Annotated in this window: 18 protein-coding genes; 2 read left to right on the forward strand and 16 right to left on the reverse strand. The window is 31.9% G+C overall.

Annotated elements, in window-relative coordinates; all coding sequences use genetic code 11:
* Positions 1 to 33 precede the first annotated feature (33 nt).
* Positions 34 to 708, forward strand: coding sequence for an RNA polymerase sigma factor (locus tag U5A88_RS13165; RefSeq protein ID WP_354207166.1), 675 nt, complete (start codon positions 34 to 36; stop codon positions 706 to 708).
* Positions 701 to 1,360 carry an HD domain-containing protein gene (locus U5A88_RS13170; RefSeq protein ID WP_354207168.1) on the forward strand — a complete coding sequence of 220 codons (660 nt, stop codon included), beginning with the start codon at positions 701 to 703 and terminating at the stop codon, positions 1,358 to 1,360. The genes U5A88_RS13165 and U5A88_RS13170 overlap by 8 nt, the downstream gene beginning before the upstream one ends.
* A 77-nt stretch (positions 1,361 to 1,437) precedes the next feature.
* Here the strand turns inward: U5A88_RS13170 and U5A88_RS13175 are convergent, their stop codons facing one another.
* The 16 genes from U5A88_RS13175 to U5A88_RS13250 form a co-directional block, all read right to left on the reverse strand.
* Positions 1,438 to 2,298: a TraB/GumN family protein gene (locus U5A88_RS13175; RefSeq protein WP_354207170.1), complete on the reverse strand. Its 861-nt coding sequence runs from the start codon at positions 2,296 to 2,298 to the stop codon at positions 1,438 to 1,440.
* Between the two features lie 79 nt (positions 2,299 to 2,377).
* A complete protein-coding gene (locus U5A88_RS13180; protein ID WP_354207172.1) occupies positions 2,378 to 5,014 on the reverse strand; it encodes a S9 family peptidase in 2,637 nt (878 codons plus the stop codon).
* Between the two features lie 206 nt (positions 5,015 to 5,220).
* On the reverse strand, positions 5,221 to 5,619 hold the full coding sequence (locus tag U5A88_RS13185; protein ID WP_354207174.1) for a hypothetical protein: 399 nt from the start codon (positions 5,617 to 5,619) through the stop codon (positions 5,221 to 5,223).
* Positions 5,620 to 5,842: 223 nt separating this feature from the next.
* On the reverse strand, positions 5,843 to 7,573 hold the full coding sequence (locus U5A88_RS13190) for an AraC family transcriptional regulator (protein ID WP_354207176.1): 1,731 nt from the start codon (positions 7,571 to 7,573) through the stop codon (positions 5,843 to 5,845).
* A 21-nt stretch (positions 7,574 to 7,594) separates the two neighbouring features.
* Positions 7,595 to 8,368 carry an enoyl-CoA hydratase/isomerase family protein gene (locus U5A88_RS13195; RefSeq protein WP_354207178.1) on the reverse strand — a complete coding sequence of 258 codons (774 nt, stop codon included), beginning with the start codon at positions 8,366 to 8,368 and terminating at the stop codon, positions 7,595 to 7,597.
* A gap of 4 nt (positions 8,369 to 8,372) precedes the next feature.
* Positions 8,373 to 9,830 (reverse strand): sensor histidine kinase, encoded by a 1,458-nt coding sequence (locus U5A88_RS13200; protein WP_354207179.1) that lies wholly within the window; start codon positions 9,828 to 9,830, stop codon positions 8,373 to 8,375.
* A gap of 78 nt (positions 9,831 to 9,908) precedes the next feature.
* The gene (locus tag U5A88_RS13205; protein WP_354207181.1) at positions 9,909 to 10,313 is read right to left on the reverse strand and encodes a T9SS type A sorting domain-containing protein; all 405 of its coding nucleotides are present in this window, start codon (positions 10,311 to 10,313) and stop codon (positions 9,909 to 9,911) included.
* An 83-nt stretch (positions 10,314 to 10,396) separates the two neighbouring features.
* Positions 10,397 to 11,164 (reverse strand): tryptophan synthase subunit alpha, encoded by a 768-nt coding sequence (gene trpA / locus U5A88_RS13210; RefSeq protein ID WP_354207183.1) that lies wholly within the window; start codon positions 11,162 to 11,164, stop codon positions 10,397 to 10,399.
* 58 nt (positions 11,165 to 11,222) lie between these two features.
* On the reverse strand, positions 11,223 to 12,404 hold the full coding sequence (gene trpB / locus U5A88_RS13215) for a tryptophan synthase subunit beta (protein WP_354207185.1): 1,182 nt from the start codon (positions 12,402 to 12,404) through the stop codon (positions 11,223 to 11,225).
* The gene (locus tag U5A88_RS13220) at positions 12,394 to 13,167 is read right to left on the reverse strand and encodes a hypothetical protein (RefSeq protein ID WP_354207187.1); all 774 of its coding nucleotides are present in this window, start codon (positions 13,165 to 13,167) and stop codon (positions 12,394 to 12,396) included. The genes trpB and U5A88_RS13220 overlap by 11 nt, the downstream gene beginning before the upstream one ends.
* Positions 13,164 to 13,808 carry a phosphoribosylanthranilate isomerase gene (locus U5A88_RS13225; RefSeq protein ID WP_354207189.1) on the reverse strand — a complete coding sequence of 215 codons (645 nt, stop codon included), beginning with the start codon at positions 13,806 to 13,808 and terminating at the stop codon, positions 13,164 to 13,166. Before U5A88_RS13225 ends, U5A88_RS13220 begins: the two co-directional genes overlap by 4 nt.
* 10 nt (positions 13,809 to 13,818) lie before the next feature.
* Complete coding sequence (locus U5A88_RS13230) at positions 13,819 to 14,127, reverse strand: GIY-YIG nuclease family protein (protein WP_354207191.1); 309 nt, start codon at positions 14,125 to 14,127, stop codon at positions 13,819 to 13,821.
* Positions 14,128 to 14,170: 43 nt separating this feature from the next.
* On the reverse strand, positions 14,171 to 14,959 hold the full coding sequence (gene trpC / locus U5A88_RS13235) for an indole-3-glycerol phosphate synthase TrpC (protein WP_354207193.1): 789 nt from the start codon (positions 14,957 to 14,959) through the stop codon (positions 14,171 to 14,173).
* A gap of 38 nt (positions 14,960 to 14,997) precedes the next feature.
* Positions 14,998 to 15,993, reverse strand: a complete 996-nt coding sequence (gene trpD / locus U5A88_RS13240) for an anthranilate phosphoribosyltransferase (RefSeq protein ID WP_354207195.1) — start codon at positions 15,991 to 15,993, stop codon at positions 14,998 to 15,000.
* Positions 15,994 to 16,002: 9 nt separating this feature from the next.
* Positions 16,003 to 16,569 (reverse strand): anthranilate synthase component II, encoded by a 567-nt coding sequence (locus tag U5A88_RS13245; RefSeq protein WP_354207196.1) that lies wholly within the window; start codon positions 16,567 to 16,569, stop codon positions 16,003 to 16,005.
* A gap of 2 nt (positions 16,570 to 16,571) precedes the next feature.
* Positions 16,572 to 17,975, reverse strand: coding sequence for an anthranilate synthase component I family protein (locus tag U5A88_RS13250; protein WP_354207198.1), 1,404 nt, complete (start codon positions 17,973 to 17,975; stop codon positions 16,572 to 16,574).
* Positions 17,976 to 18,060: the final 85 nt, after the last annotated feature.

Here is an 18,060-nt window from a genome sequence, read left to right on the forward strand (position 1 = left end):
TCAAACATAATGTTAAAAATTTAAATATTAGCTATGAAATATGTTAAAACAGAAGATTTTTCAAACATCAGCGATATCGATATTATTAACCGAATATTGAGTGGTGAAAAACCACTTTATCAACTATTATTGAGAAGAAATAATCTAAAATTATATAGAGTTATTAGGTCTTATCTCCTTAAACATGAAGATATTCAAGACGCTATGCAAAATACCTATCTTAAAGCTTATGAAAATTTAGGAAAGTTTAAAAGTAATTCCTCTTTTTCCACTTGGTTAATTAGAATTGGAATTAACGAATCGTTAGCAAAATTAAAAGCAAAAAACAAACAGGTTTCTTTAAAAGATAGTGGTACTGAAGAAATTGATAAACAAGTCATAAAACTCTTTAATCATCAACAAAATAATCCAGAAAATAAAATTATTATAGAAGAGGTTAAAGAATTGTTAGAAAAAGTTATAGATCAATTAGAACCAAAATACAAAACAGTTTATATTCTACGTGAAATAGAGGATATGTCAATTTCGAATATTGCCGACTGTTTGAAAATATCTGAATCTAATGTTAAGGTTAGATTACACAGAGCTAAACTTAAAATAAGAGAAAATTTATTTGATTTGATTCCAAAATCTGAACTCTACAATTTTGGTGCTGAGAATTGTGATAATCTTGTAACCACAGTATATTCTAACATACAGTATGAATAAAAATCAAATTATTTCTAATACAATTGACTTTGTGAAAGAAAAATTAATTGGTGCAGAAGGAGGACATGATTGGTTTCATACCGAAAGGGTATTTAACAATGCCAAATTGATTGCCAAAACTGAAAAAGCAGATGATTTTATTGTTGCCCTCGGGGCTTTATTGCATGATATTGCTGATGCCAAATTCCATAAAGGTGATGAAACTATTGGGCCAAAAATTGCACGCGAATTTCTTTTTAAACAGAATATAGACAGCTTAATTATTGAGCATGTAGTTAAAATTATTGAGAATATTTCTTTTAAGTCATCACTTTCTACAACCCAAAATAGGTTTACTTCTATTGAGTTAGAAATTGTACAAGATGCTGACAGGTTAGATGCTATTGGAGCCATTGGCATTGCACGTTGCTTTAACTATGGTGGTTTTAAAAATAGGGAGATTTACAATCCCGACATTAAACCCAATTTAAATATGACCAAAGAGCAATATAAAAAGTCAACCGCTCCTACAATCAACCATTTTTATGAAAAATTATTGCTACTAAAAGACAAAATGAACACCAAAACAGGGCAAAAACTCGCTAAAAAGCGACATAAATTTATGGAAGATTATTTGGAACAATTTTTTGGGGAATGGAATGGTAAGGTTTAACGATTTCTATAAATGATTATAGCAAAAAAAAGACCAACAGAAATAGTATCCTATTGGTCTTTATCATCTATTATTTTTTACTCCATTACTGGTGTCACTTTATAACCTTCTTTTTTTAGTAGTTGAATAACTCCCTTTTCACCACCTAAATGTCCTGCTCCCACTGCATAAAACACTTTTTTGTCTTTAGAAATTTTTGGTATTTCTTTTACCCAGTTTTCATTTCTATTGTAAAGTAATTTATCAATCATTTCTTTATCATTATCAAAAAAATCATCCATGTAATCAAAAAGATCATTAATATTTTCTGATTTATACTTTTCTACCATCTTTCCATAAAGCTCTTTAGTCTCTTTAGGATCATTAAGCATCTCTACTAATTCGTCTAACTGCTCTTCATAAGGAATACTATCAAATACAGACATTTGATCTGCTACGCTTTCCAACCCCTTCAATTCTTTTTTTGCTTCTTTAGCCATACCGACAAATGTAACTTCATAACTGGCAACATTTTTTCCAACCATTGAAGTCATAATCGTTGAGGACATATACAGCGGCTTAAACCTGTTAAATTGAGCAAAACCTAAACCTACGTTTTCTTTTAAATAATTATCTAAAAGTTTATACTCAGTAGAATCTACATGGTTTGATAAAAGGTCTTGTTCTTCTATCATCATCTGTTTCATCATTTCTTGCATCATTTCTGGACTATCCATATCTAGCTCTAAGTAGATTTCGTCTGTTTCGGCAAAAGCATCTTTTACTTTTTGATGCATTGAAAAATCTTTTTTTGGTAATAAATGTATTGTACCAAAAATATAGGAAGTTTGAATATTATCCCCTTCTACTTTCCATAGCAGACTGTTGGTTTCTTGTGCGTTTGCACTAGTAATCAATAAGCACAATGCTGTAAATATTGTTATTATTTGTTTTCTCATTTTTAAAATTATTAGAAAATTTCATTGATAATAAAGTGGGAAAACCAATATGGAAATCCCACTTTTAATATGTTAAACCTTATTTTAAAGAGGTAGTAATTTTTGCATTGCCCATAGCTGGTATAACCTGCTCAATTTTACTCGCCATTTTTTTGTCAGCATTAACCAACATTGTGGTTAGCTCTTTTTCATTTTCTACATTATAAATGTTTACTTTCCATTTATTATTCTCTTTCCCAACAACGCTTAACTTCATTGTCTTTAGTTTTTGAGACATCATATCTAAATTATAAAAAGAAGTTTCATATCCTTCTGCTAATGGTAAACGTGCCACCAGTAAATCATATCCCGCACCATTTGTCAAGAAAGCTCCATCTAAAGGAAATTCAGTGGTTTTACCCATCATAGTCAATGAAATTTTATCATTTGAGTAATTAATTTCAAAAGTTTGACCTCCTTGCTTAATAATTCTTTTTACAGGTGCCATGTTTTCTAAATAAATAACGTCTTCTGTATTACCCATGGCAGATGTTGACGCATCTTTAACAACCCATTGTGTTCCTTCTTTTTTAATTTCTCTGGTAGATTGCATGGGTATTTTTTGACCTTGCACTTCAACGGTTACATCATATTGATTTGTTGACGCTACTAAATCATCACTCAATTCAGGCAATGTTTTGGCAACACTAACTTTTTCAGCCTTTTTATAAACTACTTTAGAAACATCTTGTGTAATTTCTTTAAGACGTTTAGCCACTTCCTCAGTCATATCTTTTTGATAACGTCCATCTAAATGTTTGGCTAAAAACTTCTCAATAGCTACCCACATTGCCATATTATTATTTGGCTTTCTAAAACCATGACCTTCATCGTCTGCCAAGATATATTCAACATCCTTTCCAGAGTCTCTCATAGAAACAACTATTTGGTCACTCTCTGCCTGTTTAACTCTAGGGTCATTAGCTCCTTGAATAATTAACAAAGGTTTTGTTATTTTATCGGCATGAAATAATGGGCTAGCCTCTTTGATTAGTTTTTTTCCTTCTTCTGTTTCAGGATCGCCAGTCATTTCATACAAACTTTTTCTAAAAGATTCCCAATATGCTGGTATAGACTCTAGTAGTGTAAACAAGTTACTTGGTCCAACAATATCAACACCACAAGCATAAACATCAGGTGTAAAAGCCAAACCGGCCAACGTTGCATAACCACCATAACTTCCACCCATAATGGCCACTCTATCTTTATCTGCAATACCCTCTGCAATAAAATGTTTTACGCCCCATGTAATATCATCTTGCATTAATTTACCCCATTGTCTGTCACCAGCATTTAAAAATGCCTTACCATAACCTCCACTTGCTCTAAAGTTTGGTTGTAAAACAGCGTAACCTCTGTTTGCCAAAATCTGGGCATAAGGATTATAACCCCAGTAATCTCTTGGCCCTTTTGGTCCACCATGCACTAAAACCACCATTGGTAAATTCTTCTTTTCTGCACCCACAGGAACGGTTAAATATCCTGGAATTTCCAATCCATCACTACTTTTGTAAGAAACTGGTTCCATTTTAGCTAAGTATTTCTCTACCTCTTTTAAGCGTGGTCTTGGAGTATATTGATGAACTAATTTTTTAGTATCCCAATTAAAATAATAAGTTGCGGAAGCAGAATTATCACTACTAACAGAAATCAACATCTGCTTATAATCTGCCGTAGAACTGGTAATACCTAACTCTTTGCCTTTAAATTTACCCTTAAGGTAATTGTACATCTTTTCCCATTTCTTATTTTTCCAAAGAATTTCACTTTTATCATAAGTATAAGCCGTGTATATTATTTCACGTGTATTGTTTTCTAAAAATAATCCTCCAAAATCTACTTTGTTTTTTGGGTCACTTTCAATTTTTTCAATTTTTAGCGTTTTCGGATCCATAGTGTACAATGTAGAAAAGTTAACATCGCCTTTATTAGACACCAAATACATTTTGGTATTATCTTTATTCCAACCCGCTACATAAGCACTTTCTTGTAAGTTTGTTTCATATATTTTTGTGAATTTATTATCGCCATCAATTCGATGAATTTCTGAAAAACCAGCTTCATTGGTTCTGTAGGCTAAACGGGGATTTTCATCCCAATCAAAATTCCATCCGGTAATTCTATTTTCATTTTTATATAACAACTCTAATTTACCTGTATTTATATCTAGCTTGTACAAATCGTGCCATGCTTTATCGCGATCATTAATACCAACCATTATTTCATTTGGATTTTTTCTACTTACCTGAAAAATTTGAACCCTTACATCTTTCATTGGGCTTAAGTTTTTTGATGATGGCACACCTGTTGCTTCATCAGCTACAGCATCGGGTTTTACTCCATAAATATTATAGTTTTCGTCACCTTTATTGTCCTTAACGAATAAGATATTTTTACTATCATAGGTCCAAAAGTATCCACCAATGGGTCTTTCGTTATTAGTCAATGGTTTTGCCTTATCAAAAGATTCATCAAATTTTTTCACCCAAATGTTCATAATGCCATCATATTCTTTAAGGAAAGATATCCATTGCCCATCAGGGCTCAACTGACCGGCAGATATTTCAGGATTTCCGAAAAATATTTCACGGTCAATTATCGGTACATTACTTTGTTGGCTAAATACTTGTAACGAAAAAAGTACAAGTACTAATAAAAATATTTTTTTTGTTTTCATAATATAGTTTTTGTTTAGTTCGTATTTTAAAAAGTGCATGGTATTTAGTTTTGGATGTTAAAAATATGAATTATTCTTTGTTTTATAGAGGTATATTCTTAAAGAATTAAGTACTCTGAAATACTTGTCTTAAAATATAACTGCCTCAATTATTTTAACGATTACTTCTATTACTACTACTATCATTTTTTTGAGTTTTAAATTAATTATTGGATGACACCATTTTTTATAGTTACGGTCTCGCGATTTAAGTTATTGCTAAACTCTAGTGTTAACAAATCAAATGTTGCAAAATCTTTTACTTCTTTTTTTAAGATTTTATTAATACGAATAGCTTCTTCTTCTATTGACTTATAATTACAGTCTATTAATTCGTATTCAGCTTTTTCGGTAGAAATTCCATCTTTTCCAAGTTGTAATCCTTTTGCATAGATTAATTGACTCACCTCTTTACAATCACAATTATCTTCTAATACTTCGGTAATTAGTATTGACTTGTCTGCGGCATCTTGATAGCCATCTAAAAATCCATTTACAAATACAGCAACTAAAACCAATACAAGTATTATAATTCCTGTTTTTACATAAGTGTTCTTGTTTATCATAATATTACATTTTTGAGCTACTAATTTCTCAATGATTTCTGAAACAAATAACCTTCTAAAAAAAATGTAAAACAAGCAAAGCTAACCTAGTTTTAGAAAAATAGGGTTAATTTTTAAGCGTTAAAAAATTGACATTCAAATAATTAACAATGATTTGTGCAATTAGTATAAGTAAGAAGTATAGCAACCCTAAATTTATAAATTTGGGGTTAAAGAAAGAATTTTAAGAAAGAGAATTTAATTGTTTTATGTAAAAAGAAGGATTTAAACCTGTACGTAATTTGAAGTATTTTGTAAAAGAATCTGCACTTTTATAACCCAACTCTTCAGCAATAGATTGAACGGAAAATGAACGAAACCTACTGTCGTTTTTTAATCGTAAAACAGCATAATTAATTCTCAAATCATTGATATAGGTATTAAAGTTTTTTTCAAAATGCGAATTAATTACTTTAGAAAGGTAGGATGTATTTGTCTTTATTTTTTTTGCAACGTTATATGAATTACATTCCTGTTTTAAAAAGTATTCTTGTTCTTTTAATTTTTGAAGACCAGATAAAATTTGTTCGGTAGTCTCTTGGTTTACTTCTGCTGAAACTTTTTCTTCTAATACACTATCTTTTGTATCAATAATTTCAAGTTTAGCAGCACTATCCTGATTTGTTTTCACTACTAAATTTTTAAATTTTATAGCGTTTTTCTTTTTCTCTTTAAAAAGATAAAGAACCAAAAACAGCAAACCCAGTGCTACTAGAGACACTAAACCCACCACTAAGGAAAATTTATTCTTTTGAGATGATTTCTCTCTTTCTAAATTTGATAACTGCTTTGCATGAAATGTTGAAGAAATAGTGTCTTTACTCTTTTCTAAAGCAGTTTGATTTAATATGTATTTCTCAAAATTTTCATTTGATTTCTCTAGATTACCTACTTCCTTATAAATTTTTGCCAATAACTTATAGTCTTCTGTAAGGTAAATTTCTTTGGTTCTTTGTTTCTTTACGTCAATCCCTTTTTCTAAAGTAGTAATTGCATTATCGTAATTTCTTAGGTTATAATAGGTTTCTGCTAGTGGTAGGCTAACCATAGCTGGTGCTAAAACCGAATCATATCGATAAGCTATTTTTTCTGCTTCTTTTAAATAAATAAGAGCTTTCTCAAATTCTTTTTTTTCTAGGTAAACTTTACCGCGTTGGGCTTTGAAACTTGTTTTAATAGATAGCTCTAGCGTGTCTAATTTCTCTTTTACGCCCTTATCTAATACCCAAAGTGCCGAATCTTTTTCATTTAACTTTAAGTAGGTGTTACTCATAGAGAGAATTATAGCTCCACTATTATAAATCCTAGTGTTTTCAGTTATATCATCTACAGACTTCAGTCCGTTAAAAGATTCTTTATGTCTTGCTAAAGCCTCTTTATAGTTACCTATAGTATAATGCAAATCGGCAATAATTGTTGGCATTATTGCTTTGTAAAACTCTAAATTTTCTCTTTGGGCTATTTTTACACACTCATCATAGGTGCTAAAGGCTTTTTTAATTTGACCAAGTGTAGCATAGTTTTGACCTAATTGAGCTAAGACTTCAATTTGTGTATACTTTGAAATATTATCAAATAACGTATCTTTTTTAATATCAAAACGCTTTAATAAACCTAACTCTCTTTTAAAATATACTACAGACTCCTTAAACTCTGCAATAAATTGAGTGTTTCTGCCAATTTCATGTAACGCAATTATAATCTTAGTTGTGTCCTTATATTTTTCTGCTAATTGCAATTGTTTTTTAGCGAACTCAATTGCCAAACGGGAATTATCTTTTCTGTGCTTAGCTACAGAATCGCCAAGTCTATTATATTCTTTAAAATTATCTTTAACATCTTGAGCATAACCTTCTCCCACATTAAAAAATAAAAATGAAATTAGAATTACAGCTATTTTAGAAAATGGTTTCAAAAGGTTTGTAGTTTACTATTACTAAAAATTAGCTTTTCGCTTTTCCAAAAATGCAGTAGTACCTTCTGTAAAATCATCTGTACCAAAACATTTTCCAAATTGCTTAATCTCTTTATTATAACCATTAGTGCCTTCTTTAAATCCAGCATTTACAGCTTTTATGGCAGAAGCAATTGCCAGAGGGGAATTTTGTATAATCTTATTCGCTAATTTTTCGGCCAATGGCAATAATTCTTCTTGAGTTACATTATAATTTATCAAGCCAACTTTTAAGGCTTCGTCGGCATTAATCATCCTAGCAGTCATAATCATTTCCATAGCTTTACCCTTACCAACTAATTGTGGCAAACGTTGGGTGCCTCCATAGCCCGGAATAACACCTAAACTGGTTTCTGGCAAACCCATTTTAGCATTATCAGAGGCAATTCTAAAATGACAAGCCATTGCCAATTCTAGTCCACCCCCAAGAGCAAAACCATTGATAGCTGCAATTACCGGAGTAGATAAATTTTCTATAAAATTGAAAACCAATTCTTGTCCGTCTTTTGCTAATTGAGAACCTTGTTTAACATCAAAATCGGCAAATTCGGCAATATCCGCCCCAGCGACAAAAGCTTTTTCTCCGCTACCTGTTAAAATAATAACGCGAATATCTTCATCTGAATCAGCCATAGAAAAAGCGTTATGCAATTCCGAAAGCGTTTCTTTGTTTAGAGCATTTAATTTACTTGGACGGTTTACAGTAATTGTAGCAATTTTACTTTCTTGCTCAATTAGAATATTGTTGTAAGACATGTTTTTAATTTTTTGGAATGGTAACGGTAAAGACCGAACCAACTCCTAATTCTGATACAAAGGTAATATTTCCGTCATAAGCCTCAACAATATTTTTTACCATTGCCAAGCCCAAGCCCATGCCGCTCGATTTTGTAGTAAATTTAGGTTCAAAAATTTTATTTTTCACTTCTTCATCTATTCCCAAACCATTATCCGCAACAGTAATAATAACCTTTTCGTTTTCCTCAGCCACCCTTACTTCAATTTTTGCGTCTTCTTTATTTTCAGTTGATTGAACCGCATTTTTAATCAAATTGGTAACAACTCTAATTAATTGTGTTTTATCTAATTTAGCTACAATTTCATTATCTTCATGAAAATAATGGACATCATCTTCATTAAAAATATCTAATGCTAGTTTTACAACTTCAACAACATTTAAGCTTTCACTATTTTGCTTGGGCATTTCAGCAAAATTAGAAAATGCCGAAGCTATAGAACTCATGGTATCTATTTGCTGAATTAGGGAATTACTAAATTCATGAATTTTAGATTTTATGTTAGGATCTTTAGCATCAAAACGTTGTTCAAAACTCTGAACCGTTAGCCGCATTGGGGTCAGCGGATTTTTAATTTCATGTGCTACTTGTTTTGCCATTTCACGCCAAGCCTGTTCACGCTGGCTTTTTGCCAATTTAAGAGCACTATCTTCAAGTTCATCAACCATATCATTATAGGCATTGACCAAATTGTAAATTTCTAAACTGGCATTATCTAAAATAATTTTTTCATTACTCTTTCCCAAAGCCGTTTTTGCCATTTTTTCGCTTACGGTTTTTATTGACTGTGTTATGTATTTAGAAACAAAATAAGCAATACCAATCGCTATAAGCAACATAAACAAATAGACAAAAGCCAATCGTGATAAAAATTCCTTAAGCTCTTCTTGTTGAAAGGAGTTGTCTTTTAAATAATGAACGTGCAAAATTCCTACAGGCTTAAACTTTCTATCATTAAAATAAGTGTAAGATGATTTATATTTTATACCGCTTGGAGTTTGATCTTCAACAACTACTCTATGGTTTGGGCTTTCGGCCAATTGAGTTAACACTCTCTGAGATATTTTATGCTCCGTGGTATCCTCTGTAAAATCAGATGAAGAGCTAATTTGTAGTTCACCAGCCAAGTTGAAAATCATAATATCCAACTGATTTATGTCAGAAATATCATAAATTTTATCTTTAAATATTGAATGCAAATATTTCTCTTCTACTGGGAAAGTAGTTCTACGCTGCAATTCAATATCGATACTGGCCTTAACTGCATTTTCTTTACGCAACAAACGATCTTCATGATAATCTTTGGTCTGCTCGTTATACTGATAAATAGCAGTCAGTGCAATCAAAATAGAAGCTATAACCACCAATAGGATCATAGCAAAAAAGATTCTGCTCCGTAAGGAGAATTTTTTGAGTTTCATCTAGGCGTAAAGATAGCAAATATCGTACCTAAAAAAGTATTTGGTATTGAACTATTTTTTTGGGAATTATAGTTGTGGCTATATCTTAATAAACTTAGAAATACTTCCTTTATTAACCTTAAGGTAATAAACACCAGGTTTAAGGCTTTCGGTTTTAATTTTAATCTGATTATTTTCAGTCGCTATTGAAGAATTTTGATGTACAAGCTGACCTAGGTTGTTAAAAATATGAACCGTATTTACAGCATCACTTTTAGCATTTAAAGTACCAATAATCAGAACTTCTTTTACAGGATTAGGAAAGATTTTTAAGGCTCTTTTTTCTAAATTGGTTACCTTATTCTCAAGGTTTTTTTTAGGAATGGTGTCAGTTGTTTTTAAGAAATCTTCTGAATCATTTAGTTCCAATTGACCAGAACCAGTTATTGTAAAAAGAAAGATAGGGGCAAAAAGCAGCAAGCTTAATAATTTTTTTATGCCCATTTTGATAATTAGTTTTAGAGTTATTTGAACAAATTTTATTTGGCAAAAGTACAAAAAATCTTAATGGGTTGATTTAATTGGAGTTAACTATTTAAAATATTGCTAACAAATTTATTAACACTATCTACACCAAAACTTGTCAAATGTTTTATAAATGCCGATCCAATAATTGCTCCTTTAGCATGGTTGGTAGCTTGTGTAAACGTTTTATTTTCAGAAATACCAAAACCAATAACTTGCGGATTCTTTAAATTCATTTTTTCAATACGTTCAAAATATTCTGTCTGTTCCTTACCAAAACCCGATTGGCTACCCGTAACACTGGCACTACTAACCATATAAATAAATCCGTTTGAAATAGAATCAATAAAACGGATGCGTTCACTAGAAGTTTGTGGTGTAATTAAAAATACATTTATTAAACCGTGTTTCTCAAAGATATACTTGTATTTTTCGTTATAAACATCTACAGGCAAATCTGGAATTATCATTCCGTCAATACCAATACCTTCACATGTTGCACAGAACTTTTCAACACCATATTGTAATATTGGGTTAAAATATCCCATAATTAATAAAGGAATATTTACTGATTTTCTGATGCTTCTAAGTTGTTCGAATAAAATTTCACTTGTCATTCCATTTTTTAGAGCTTGGGTAGAACTGGCCTGTATTGTTGGGCCATCCGCAAGAGGATCGCTAAACGGCAAACCGATTTCGATCATATCCACACCTGATTTTTCCAGGTTTTGGATAATGGTTACGGTATCTTCCAAATTAGGATAACCTGCTGTAAAATATATAGAAAGTAAACGTTTGTTTTCTTTTAATTTTTGATTTATTCTGTTCATATTGCATTTTTATTAACAGACCTACAAGGTTTTGAAAACCTTGCAGGTCGGGTACATTTTACAATTCAAAATAGTTGATATATGTTTCCAAATCTTTATCACCACGCCCAGACAAACTTAAGACAACCACATCATCCTTTTTAAACTTTTTCTTTTCAAAAACCGCTAACGCATGCGAACTTTCAATTGCAGGAATAATCCCTTCCAATTTACTTAATTCTAATCCAGCTTGCATGGCTTCATCATCAGTAACAGAAATAAACTCCGCTCTTCCCGATTTATATAAATGTGCGTGCATTGGTCCTACACCAGGATAATCCAATCCCGCTGAAATAGAATACGGCTCAGTTATTTGTCCGTCATTAGTCTGCATCAATAAGGTTTTACTTCCATGAATAATTCCTTCTTTACCTAACACTGAAGTTGCAGCACTCTCACCAGAGTCAACACCTAAACCTGCTGCTTCAACAGCAATCAATTTTACATCCGTGTCTTCTAAATAATGATAATAGGCTCCAGCGGCATTACTACCTCCACCAACACAAGCAATAACATAATCAGGTTTAGTTATCCCTTCTTTCTCTTTTAATTGCCATTGTATTTCTTCCGAAACTACTGCTTGAAAACGAGCTACCATATCCGGATATGGATGCGGCCCAACCACTGAACCAATAATATAATGTGTGTCAACAGGGTTGTTAATCCAATCACGTATGGCTTCATTTGTGGCGTCTTTTAGGGTTCTACTTCCTGATAAAGCTGGTATAACTGTCGCTCCCAACATTTTCATTCGGGCAACATTTGGAGCTTGACGAGCAATATCAATCTCGCCCATATACACAATACATTCCAAACCCATTAACGCACAAACTGTAGCCGTAGCCACACCATGTTGACCCGCACCAGTTTCCGCAATAATTCGGTTTTTACCCAGTCTTTTTGCCATCAAAATTTGCCCAATGGTATTATTGATTTTGTGTGCACCCGTATGGTTTAAATCTTCACGTTTTAAATAAATTTTTGTGTTGTATTTTTCTGATAATCGTTTTGCAAAGTACAATGGCGATGGCCTGCCCACATAATCTTTTAGCAACTGCTGAAATTCTTTTTGAAAATCACTTTCAGCCATTACTTTTAAATAGTTTTGGCGTAACTCTTCTACGTTTGGATAGAGCATTTCTGGAATATATGCTCCACCAAATTCACCATAATAGCCTTTATTATCAATATTATAACTCATTCTTATCAATTAATTCAATATAATTAGGTTTTATTTTATTAATGAAGTTTATGCAGTACACAAACTGTTTTTCTAGATCGAACCCAAGAGCATTTCGCAAAGATTCTATAAATGATTCAAACATTTCTTCTCTATTAGTTTTCATATGTACCAACTCTTTTCTTATATTATTGAGATTCAAAAGAGAATCATAAATTAATTTATCTTCTTTTTCGTTAATGTTAAAATTCACATCAGTCAATTCATCACTTAAAAATCTAAGTTTATCTTTAAATGATAGTTCTTTTTCAATTTGTTTTTTAGTTTTCTCTTCATTTTTATATAATAGTTTACCTTCAGGAATAACAGAATTCATAAAAGCTTCTATCGATGTTTGAAGCATTATAATGGAATTTAATTTTAATTGCATAAAAACGGAGAAGTCATGAGTATTTACAATTTTAATTTCCGAAGTATCATGTTCAACCCTAAAGTCCAATTTAGCTTTCTTGGCACCATTATAAGTATCATATGCTTGAGTAAAAAAAGTTAAAATTGGTTCATAAAACATTGAAGCAAAAATATCTTCTCCATCAGTAATCTGGAGTAGAAAGTCTAACTCTTTTGTCCCAGGATTAATTGCTAAAAGAACCCCAGAATCCTCCCTTTTTAATTTATTTATGAACTTCTTCTTATCATAATCAGTTTTGGCAATCGGAACTCCTTTTACTGCATTAGGTGATATTTTATAATTTCCAAATGTTCTAAGTTTTACTGTTTTCATTCTATATTTAATAAGTCCGTAAACTTTTTTAGCTTCTCAACATCTTTTAATCCTGCTTCTATTTCAAATTTACTATTTACGTCTATTACTTGACAATGTCTGGATGCATCGCTTTTTAAAAATGTTTCTAACTTTTCTATTTCTTCCAAACCAATTCCACCACTTAAAAAATACGGTTTTGTAGATGGGTAATCTCTTAAAACACTCCAATTAAAAGTATAACCATTTCCGCCTGGGTTTTTTCCTTTGGTATCGAACAGAAAATAATCACAAACGGATTCATATGGTTTTAGAATGCTAAAATCAAATTTATCTTTTATGGAGAATACTTTGATGATTTCTAACACAGACCCTGAAATAAATTCAGGGTGACGCTTGAGAGCCTTGCAAAATTCAGGTGATTCTTCTCCATGTAATTGAACAGCTTGAAGGTTATATCTTTCTATTTTACTAATAACCTCATCAATACTAGCATTTACAAAAACCCCTACTTTTTTAATCGTCTTTGCTAAATCAGGTAAAGTACCTTCAAAATTTCGTGGTGATTTATCATAAAATATAAAGCCCATATAATCAGGTTGCAATGCAGCAACCTCAATTATATTCTCATGATATTTCATCCCACAAATTTTCAACCTCATATTTTTTCGTTTACGTAACCCTGAATTTAGTTAAGGGTCGCATTACACTAATTGTTTCCAAATTAGGATTTTTCTCTTTTATCAAATTTACTTTCCAATCGTGATGCCAATTTTTTAATTGTTTTTCTCTTTTTATCGCTAAGTTAACGTCTGTAAATTCTTCAAAATACACAAAATCCGTTAGATTATATTTTTTCGTGAATTTAGACCCTAAACCTTCTGCATGATTATTTACACGTTCCATTAAATTAGAAGTTACGCCTATATAAAAAGTGGTTCGGTATTTATTGGTCATTATGTAAATATAACTTAATTGCATCGCTCGTTGTTATTTGATGCTGAAACGTGTTCAGCATGACGTACTATTTCGAATTCAGTTTGTCTATAAATTCCTTTGCACTTTTACCAGCATCATCGGTTTTCATAAAATTTTCACCAATTAGAAAACCCTTATAACCATGAGGTTGTAATTCTTTTATAGCTTCGACACTACTAATTCCACTTTCTGAAACTTTTACAAAATCATTTGGTATTTTGGAGGCTAGTTTTTTACTGTTATCTAAACTTACCTCAAAGGTTTTTAAGTTTCTATTATTTACACCCAACATGTCTAAACTAGGCATGATAGATTTTTGCAATTCTTCTTCATTATGTACTTCTAGCAAAACTTCTAGTCCAAGGCTCTTAGCAAATTCAGAAAAATGCTTGATTTCTTTTTGTGATAACACAGCAGCAATCAACAAAACTACATCTGCTCCATAGGCTTTCGCAACTAATAATTGATATTCATCAATAATAAATTCTTTTCGCAACAAAGGCAGGTAACAATTGGCTCTGGCTGATAATAAATCGTCTAATGAGCCCCCAAAATACTTAGCATCTGTTAAAACGGACATACCAGATACTCCAGCCTCTTCATAGCCTCGGGCTACGTCAAAAACATTAAAACCAGTATTTATGATAGATTTTGATGGTGAACGTCTTTTATGTTCAGCAATAATTCCCGTATTACTCTCTTTTAATCTTTCTGCTAATGAGATCGTTTTACGTTCAAAGAAAACAGACTTTTCCAATTGCGACACTGGCAACACCCCTTTGCGAAGTTGAACTTCTAAGTATTTATCTGCTATAATTTTTTCTAGTATCGTCATTTTTTAGTTCTTACTATCTCATTCTACGTAGCCTTTGGCTAAATAGAGCTAATTGCTTGTAACTTCTTTAAGGTTTTTAATCCCTTACCACTTAAAAGTGACTCTTTTGCTAATTCAAACCCTTCTTTTGGTTGTAAATTTTTAACGGTTGCTATTGCCATTCCAGCATTGGCAGACACTACATTGTTTTGGGCATCAGTTCCTTTTCCACTGATTACTTCCATGAATATCTTGGCGGATTCTTCAACTGAATTTCCACCAAATATTTCTTCTGGTGTAATTGGTTGTACTCCAAAATCATCAGGACTTAACATTGCCTCTGAATGATTGGTTATTGTTTTTGTAGCTCCAGTTAATGAAATCTCATCGTAACCATCTAGAGCATGTAAAATTGTAAAATTTTTATCTGTATTTTGATATAAATAACTATACATCCTTGCCAATTCCAAGTTAAAAACACCTACAAGTTGATTTTTTGGAAATGCTGGGTTCACCATTGGACCCAACATATTAAAAAAGGTTTTTACACCTAATGCTTTTCGTATGGGTGCTACATTCTTCATAGCGGGATGAAATAAAGGAGCATGTAAAACACAAATTCCTGTCTCATCTAAACTCCTTCTTAAAAAATCTTGCTCATTGCTAAATTTTATTCCTAAATATTCCATAACATTACTTGAGCCAGAAACTGAAGAAACTCCATAATTACCGTGTTTGGTAACGTTAATTCCTGCACCTGCAGCTACAAAAGATGATAAAGTAGAAATATTAAATGTGTTTTTACCATCACCACCTGTACCGCATAAATCAATCGTATTATAATCGGAAAAATCAACTGCTAAACACAAATCTAATAATGCGTCACGAAAACCTTCTAATTCTTCAACAGTAATACTTCGCATCATATATACTGTTAAAAATGCTGCGATTTGACTCGGGTTGTATTCTCCTTTAGAAATGTTTACCAATACATTTTTAGCCTCTTCTTTTGAAATGGTTTCATGATTGATTAATCTATTTAATAATTGTTTCATATTTCGACATTAAGAATTTAACCAATTTTCCAATAATTGCTTTCCGTTTGGGGTAAGCACTGATTCAGGGTGATATTGCACTCCTTTTACATCGTACTTTTTATGTCTTAACGACATTATTTGGCCATTTTCGTCATAAGAAGTGGCTTCTAACACATCGGGTAAATTAGTATCAACAACCCATGAGTGGTAACGACCCACTTCAAAGTTTTTTTCTAAACCTTTAAACATTGGTTCATCATCAACCGTAAGTTCAACATTTGTGGCAACACCATGATAAACCTCTTTTAAATTGATGATTTTACCTCCAAAAACTTCACCAATTGCCTGCTGTCCTAAACAAACTCCCAAAATACTTTTAGTTGGAGCATATTGTTTGATAATTTCTTTTAATAGCCCTGCTTCATCGGGTATTCCTGGCCCAGGAGAAAGCACAATCTTATCAAATGCTTCAACTTCACCTAAGGTCAATTGGTCGTTTCGTTTTACGGTAACCTCACAACCTAAATCTTCTAAATAATGTACCAAATTATAGGTAAAACTATCGTAGTTATCTATGACTAATATTTTCTTCATTCCTATACACGTTCAGCCAACTCTATGGCATGGGTTAATGCTCCTAATTTGTTATATACTTCTTGCAATTCATTTTCTGGGTCTGATTTTGATACTAATCCCGCACCGGCTTGCCAATGTAATTCGTGATTCTTGCTTAAAAAAGTACGAATCATAATGGCATGGTTAAAATTACCATCAAAATCCATAAAACCAATAGCACCTCCATAAAAAGCCCTGCTTGTTTTTTCGTATTGTTCAATCAGCTGCATCGCCCTATGTTTTGGTGCACCGCTTAATGTGCCAGCAGGAAAAGTGTCAGCAACAACTTGCATTGTAGAAGTGTTCTTCTCTTTTTTTCCCGTAACCTTACTTACCAAATGAATTACATGAGAAAAGAATTGAACTTCTCTATATGTATCAACTTTCACCTGACTACCGTGACGGCTTAAATCGTTTCTAGCCAAATCCACCAACATTACGTGTTCGTCGTTTTCTTTGTCGTCTTGTGATAGTTTTTTTGCCAATATAGCATCTTGTTCATCATTCCCAGAACGTTTAAAAGTCCCTGCTATAGGGTGAATTTCTGCTAGCCCATCTTTTACTACCAATTGTGCTTCAGGGGAACTACCAAATATTTTAAAATCACCATAATCAAAATAAAAGAGGTATGGCGAAGGATTAATACTCCGCAAAGTTCTATAGACATTAAATTCATCTCCTTTAAAAGATTGTTTAAATTTTTTGGACAAAACCAATTGAAATACATCACCCCTAGCACAATGCTTTTTGGCAATTTCTACATGCTCCTTATATTCATTATCTGTTAAATTAGAACTAATCTCACCATCTTTTGTAAATTTATATGTAGTAAAATTCTGTGCTTTAACCAATTGATGCAAATCTTCTATATTGCTTTTTTCGTTATAATCATGTGCAAAAATATAGGCATGATTTTTAAAATGGTTTATCGCGATAATATTCTGATAAACAGCGTAATATATATCAGGAATTACAATAGAATCTTTCTTCTTTGAAATCTCTACATCTTCAAAATACCGAACAGCATCATACGCAGTGTAGCCAAAAATTCCGTTATGGATAAATTTAAAACCTTCATCTTTTTGTACATCAAAACGTTGAGAAAATTTATGAATCTCTGTAGGAACATCTGTTTCATTAGTAATTTCCATTATTTTGCTTGTTCCGTCAGGAAAAGTCTGAAAAATCTTTTCATTTTCAACTTTAATGGTCGCAATTGGATTAAAACAGATGTATGAAAAACTGTTGTCATTAGCATGATAATCACTACTTTCGAGCAGAATACTATTGGGAAAACGATCGCGAATTTTTAAATACACGCTCACTGGTGTAATGGTATCAGCAATTATTTTTTTTGACGATGTGTTTAATTTGAATTTATTCATAATAAAAAAAGCTTGTCGTGAATGACAAGCCTTGTTATTTTTAATTTAAATATACAATGGTTTAGTTCACGAATTTGCGTTTCGA

The sequence above is a fragment of the Aureibaculum sp. 2308TA14-22 genome, assembly GCF_040538665.1.
Taxonomy (GTDB): domain Bacteria; phylum Bacteroidota; class Bacteroidia; order Flavobacteriales; family Flavobacteriaceae; genus Aureibaculum.

Coding starts and splice junctions, on each gene's coding strand:
- U5A88_RS13165 (WP_354207166.1), top strand. CDS start 34: ATGAAATATGTTAAAACAGAAGATTTTTCAAACATCAGCGATATCGAT.
- U5A88_RS13170 (WP_354207168.1), top strand. CDS start 701: ATGAATAAAAATCAAATTATTTCTAATACAATTGACTTTGTGAAAGAA.
- U5A88_RS13175 (WP_354207170.1), bottom strand. CDS start 2,298: ATGAGAAAACAAATAATAACAATATTTACAGCATTGTGCTTATTGATT.
- U5A88_RS13180 (WP_354207172.1), bottom strand. CDS start 5,014: ATGAAAACAAAAAAAATATTTTTATTAGTACTTGTACTTTTTTCGTTA.
- U5A88_RS13185 (WP_354207174.1), bottom strand. CDS start 5,619: ATGATAAACAAGAACACTTATGTAAAAACAGGAATTATAATACTTGTA.
- U5A88_RS13195 (WP_354207178.1), bottom strand. CDS start 8,368: ATGTCTTACAACAATATTCTAATTGAGCAAGAAAGTAAAATTGCTACA.
- U5A88_RS13200 (WP_354207179.1), bottom strand. CDS start 9,830: ATGAAACTCAAAAAATTCTCCTTACGGAGCAGAATCTTTTTTGCTATG.
- U5A88_RS13205 (WP_354207181.1), bottom strand. CDS start 10,313: ATGGGCATAAAAAAATTATTAAGCTTGCTGCTTTTTGCCCCTATCTTT.
- trpA (WP_354207183.1), bottom strand. CDS start 11,164: ATGAACAGAATAAATCAAAAATTAAAAGAAAACAAACGTTTACTTTCT.
- trpB (WP_354207185.1), bottom strand. CDS start 12,404: ATGAGTTATAATATTGATAATAAAGGCTATTATGGTGAATTTGGTGGA.
- U5A88_RS13220 (WP_354207187.1), bottom strand. CDS start 13,167: ATGAAAACAGTAAAACTTAGAACATTTGGAAATTATAAAATATCACCT.
- U5A88_RS13225 (WP_354207189.1), bottom strand. CDS start 13,808: ATGAGGTTGAAAATTTGTGGGATGAAATATCATGAGAATATAATTGAG.
- U5A88_RS13230 (WP_354207191.1), bottom strand. CDS start 14,127: ATGCAATTAAGTTATATTTACATAATGACCAATAAATACCGAACCACT.
- trpC (WP_354207193.1), bottom strand. CDS start 14,959: ATGACGATACTAGAAAAAATTATAGCAGATAAATACTTAGAAGTTCAA.
- trpD (WP_354207195.1), bottom strand. CDS start 15,993: ATGAAACAATTATTAAATAGATTAATCAATCATGAAACCATTTCAAAA.
- U5A88_RS13245 (WP_354207196.1), bottom strand. CDS start 16,569: ATGAAGAAAATATTAGTCATAGATAACTACGATAGTTTTACCTATAAT.
- U5A88_RS13250 (WP_354207198.1), bottom strand. CDS start 17,975: ATGAATAAATTCAAATTAAACACATCGTCAAAAAAAATAATTGCTGAT.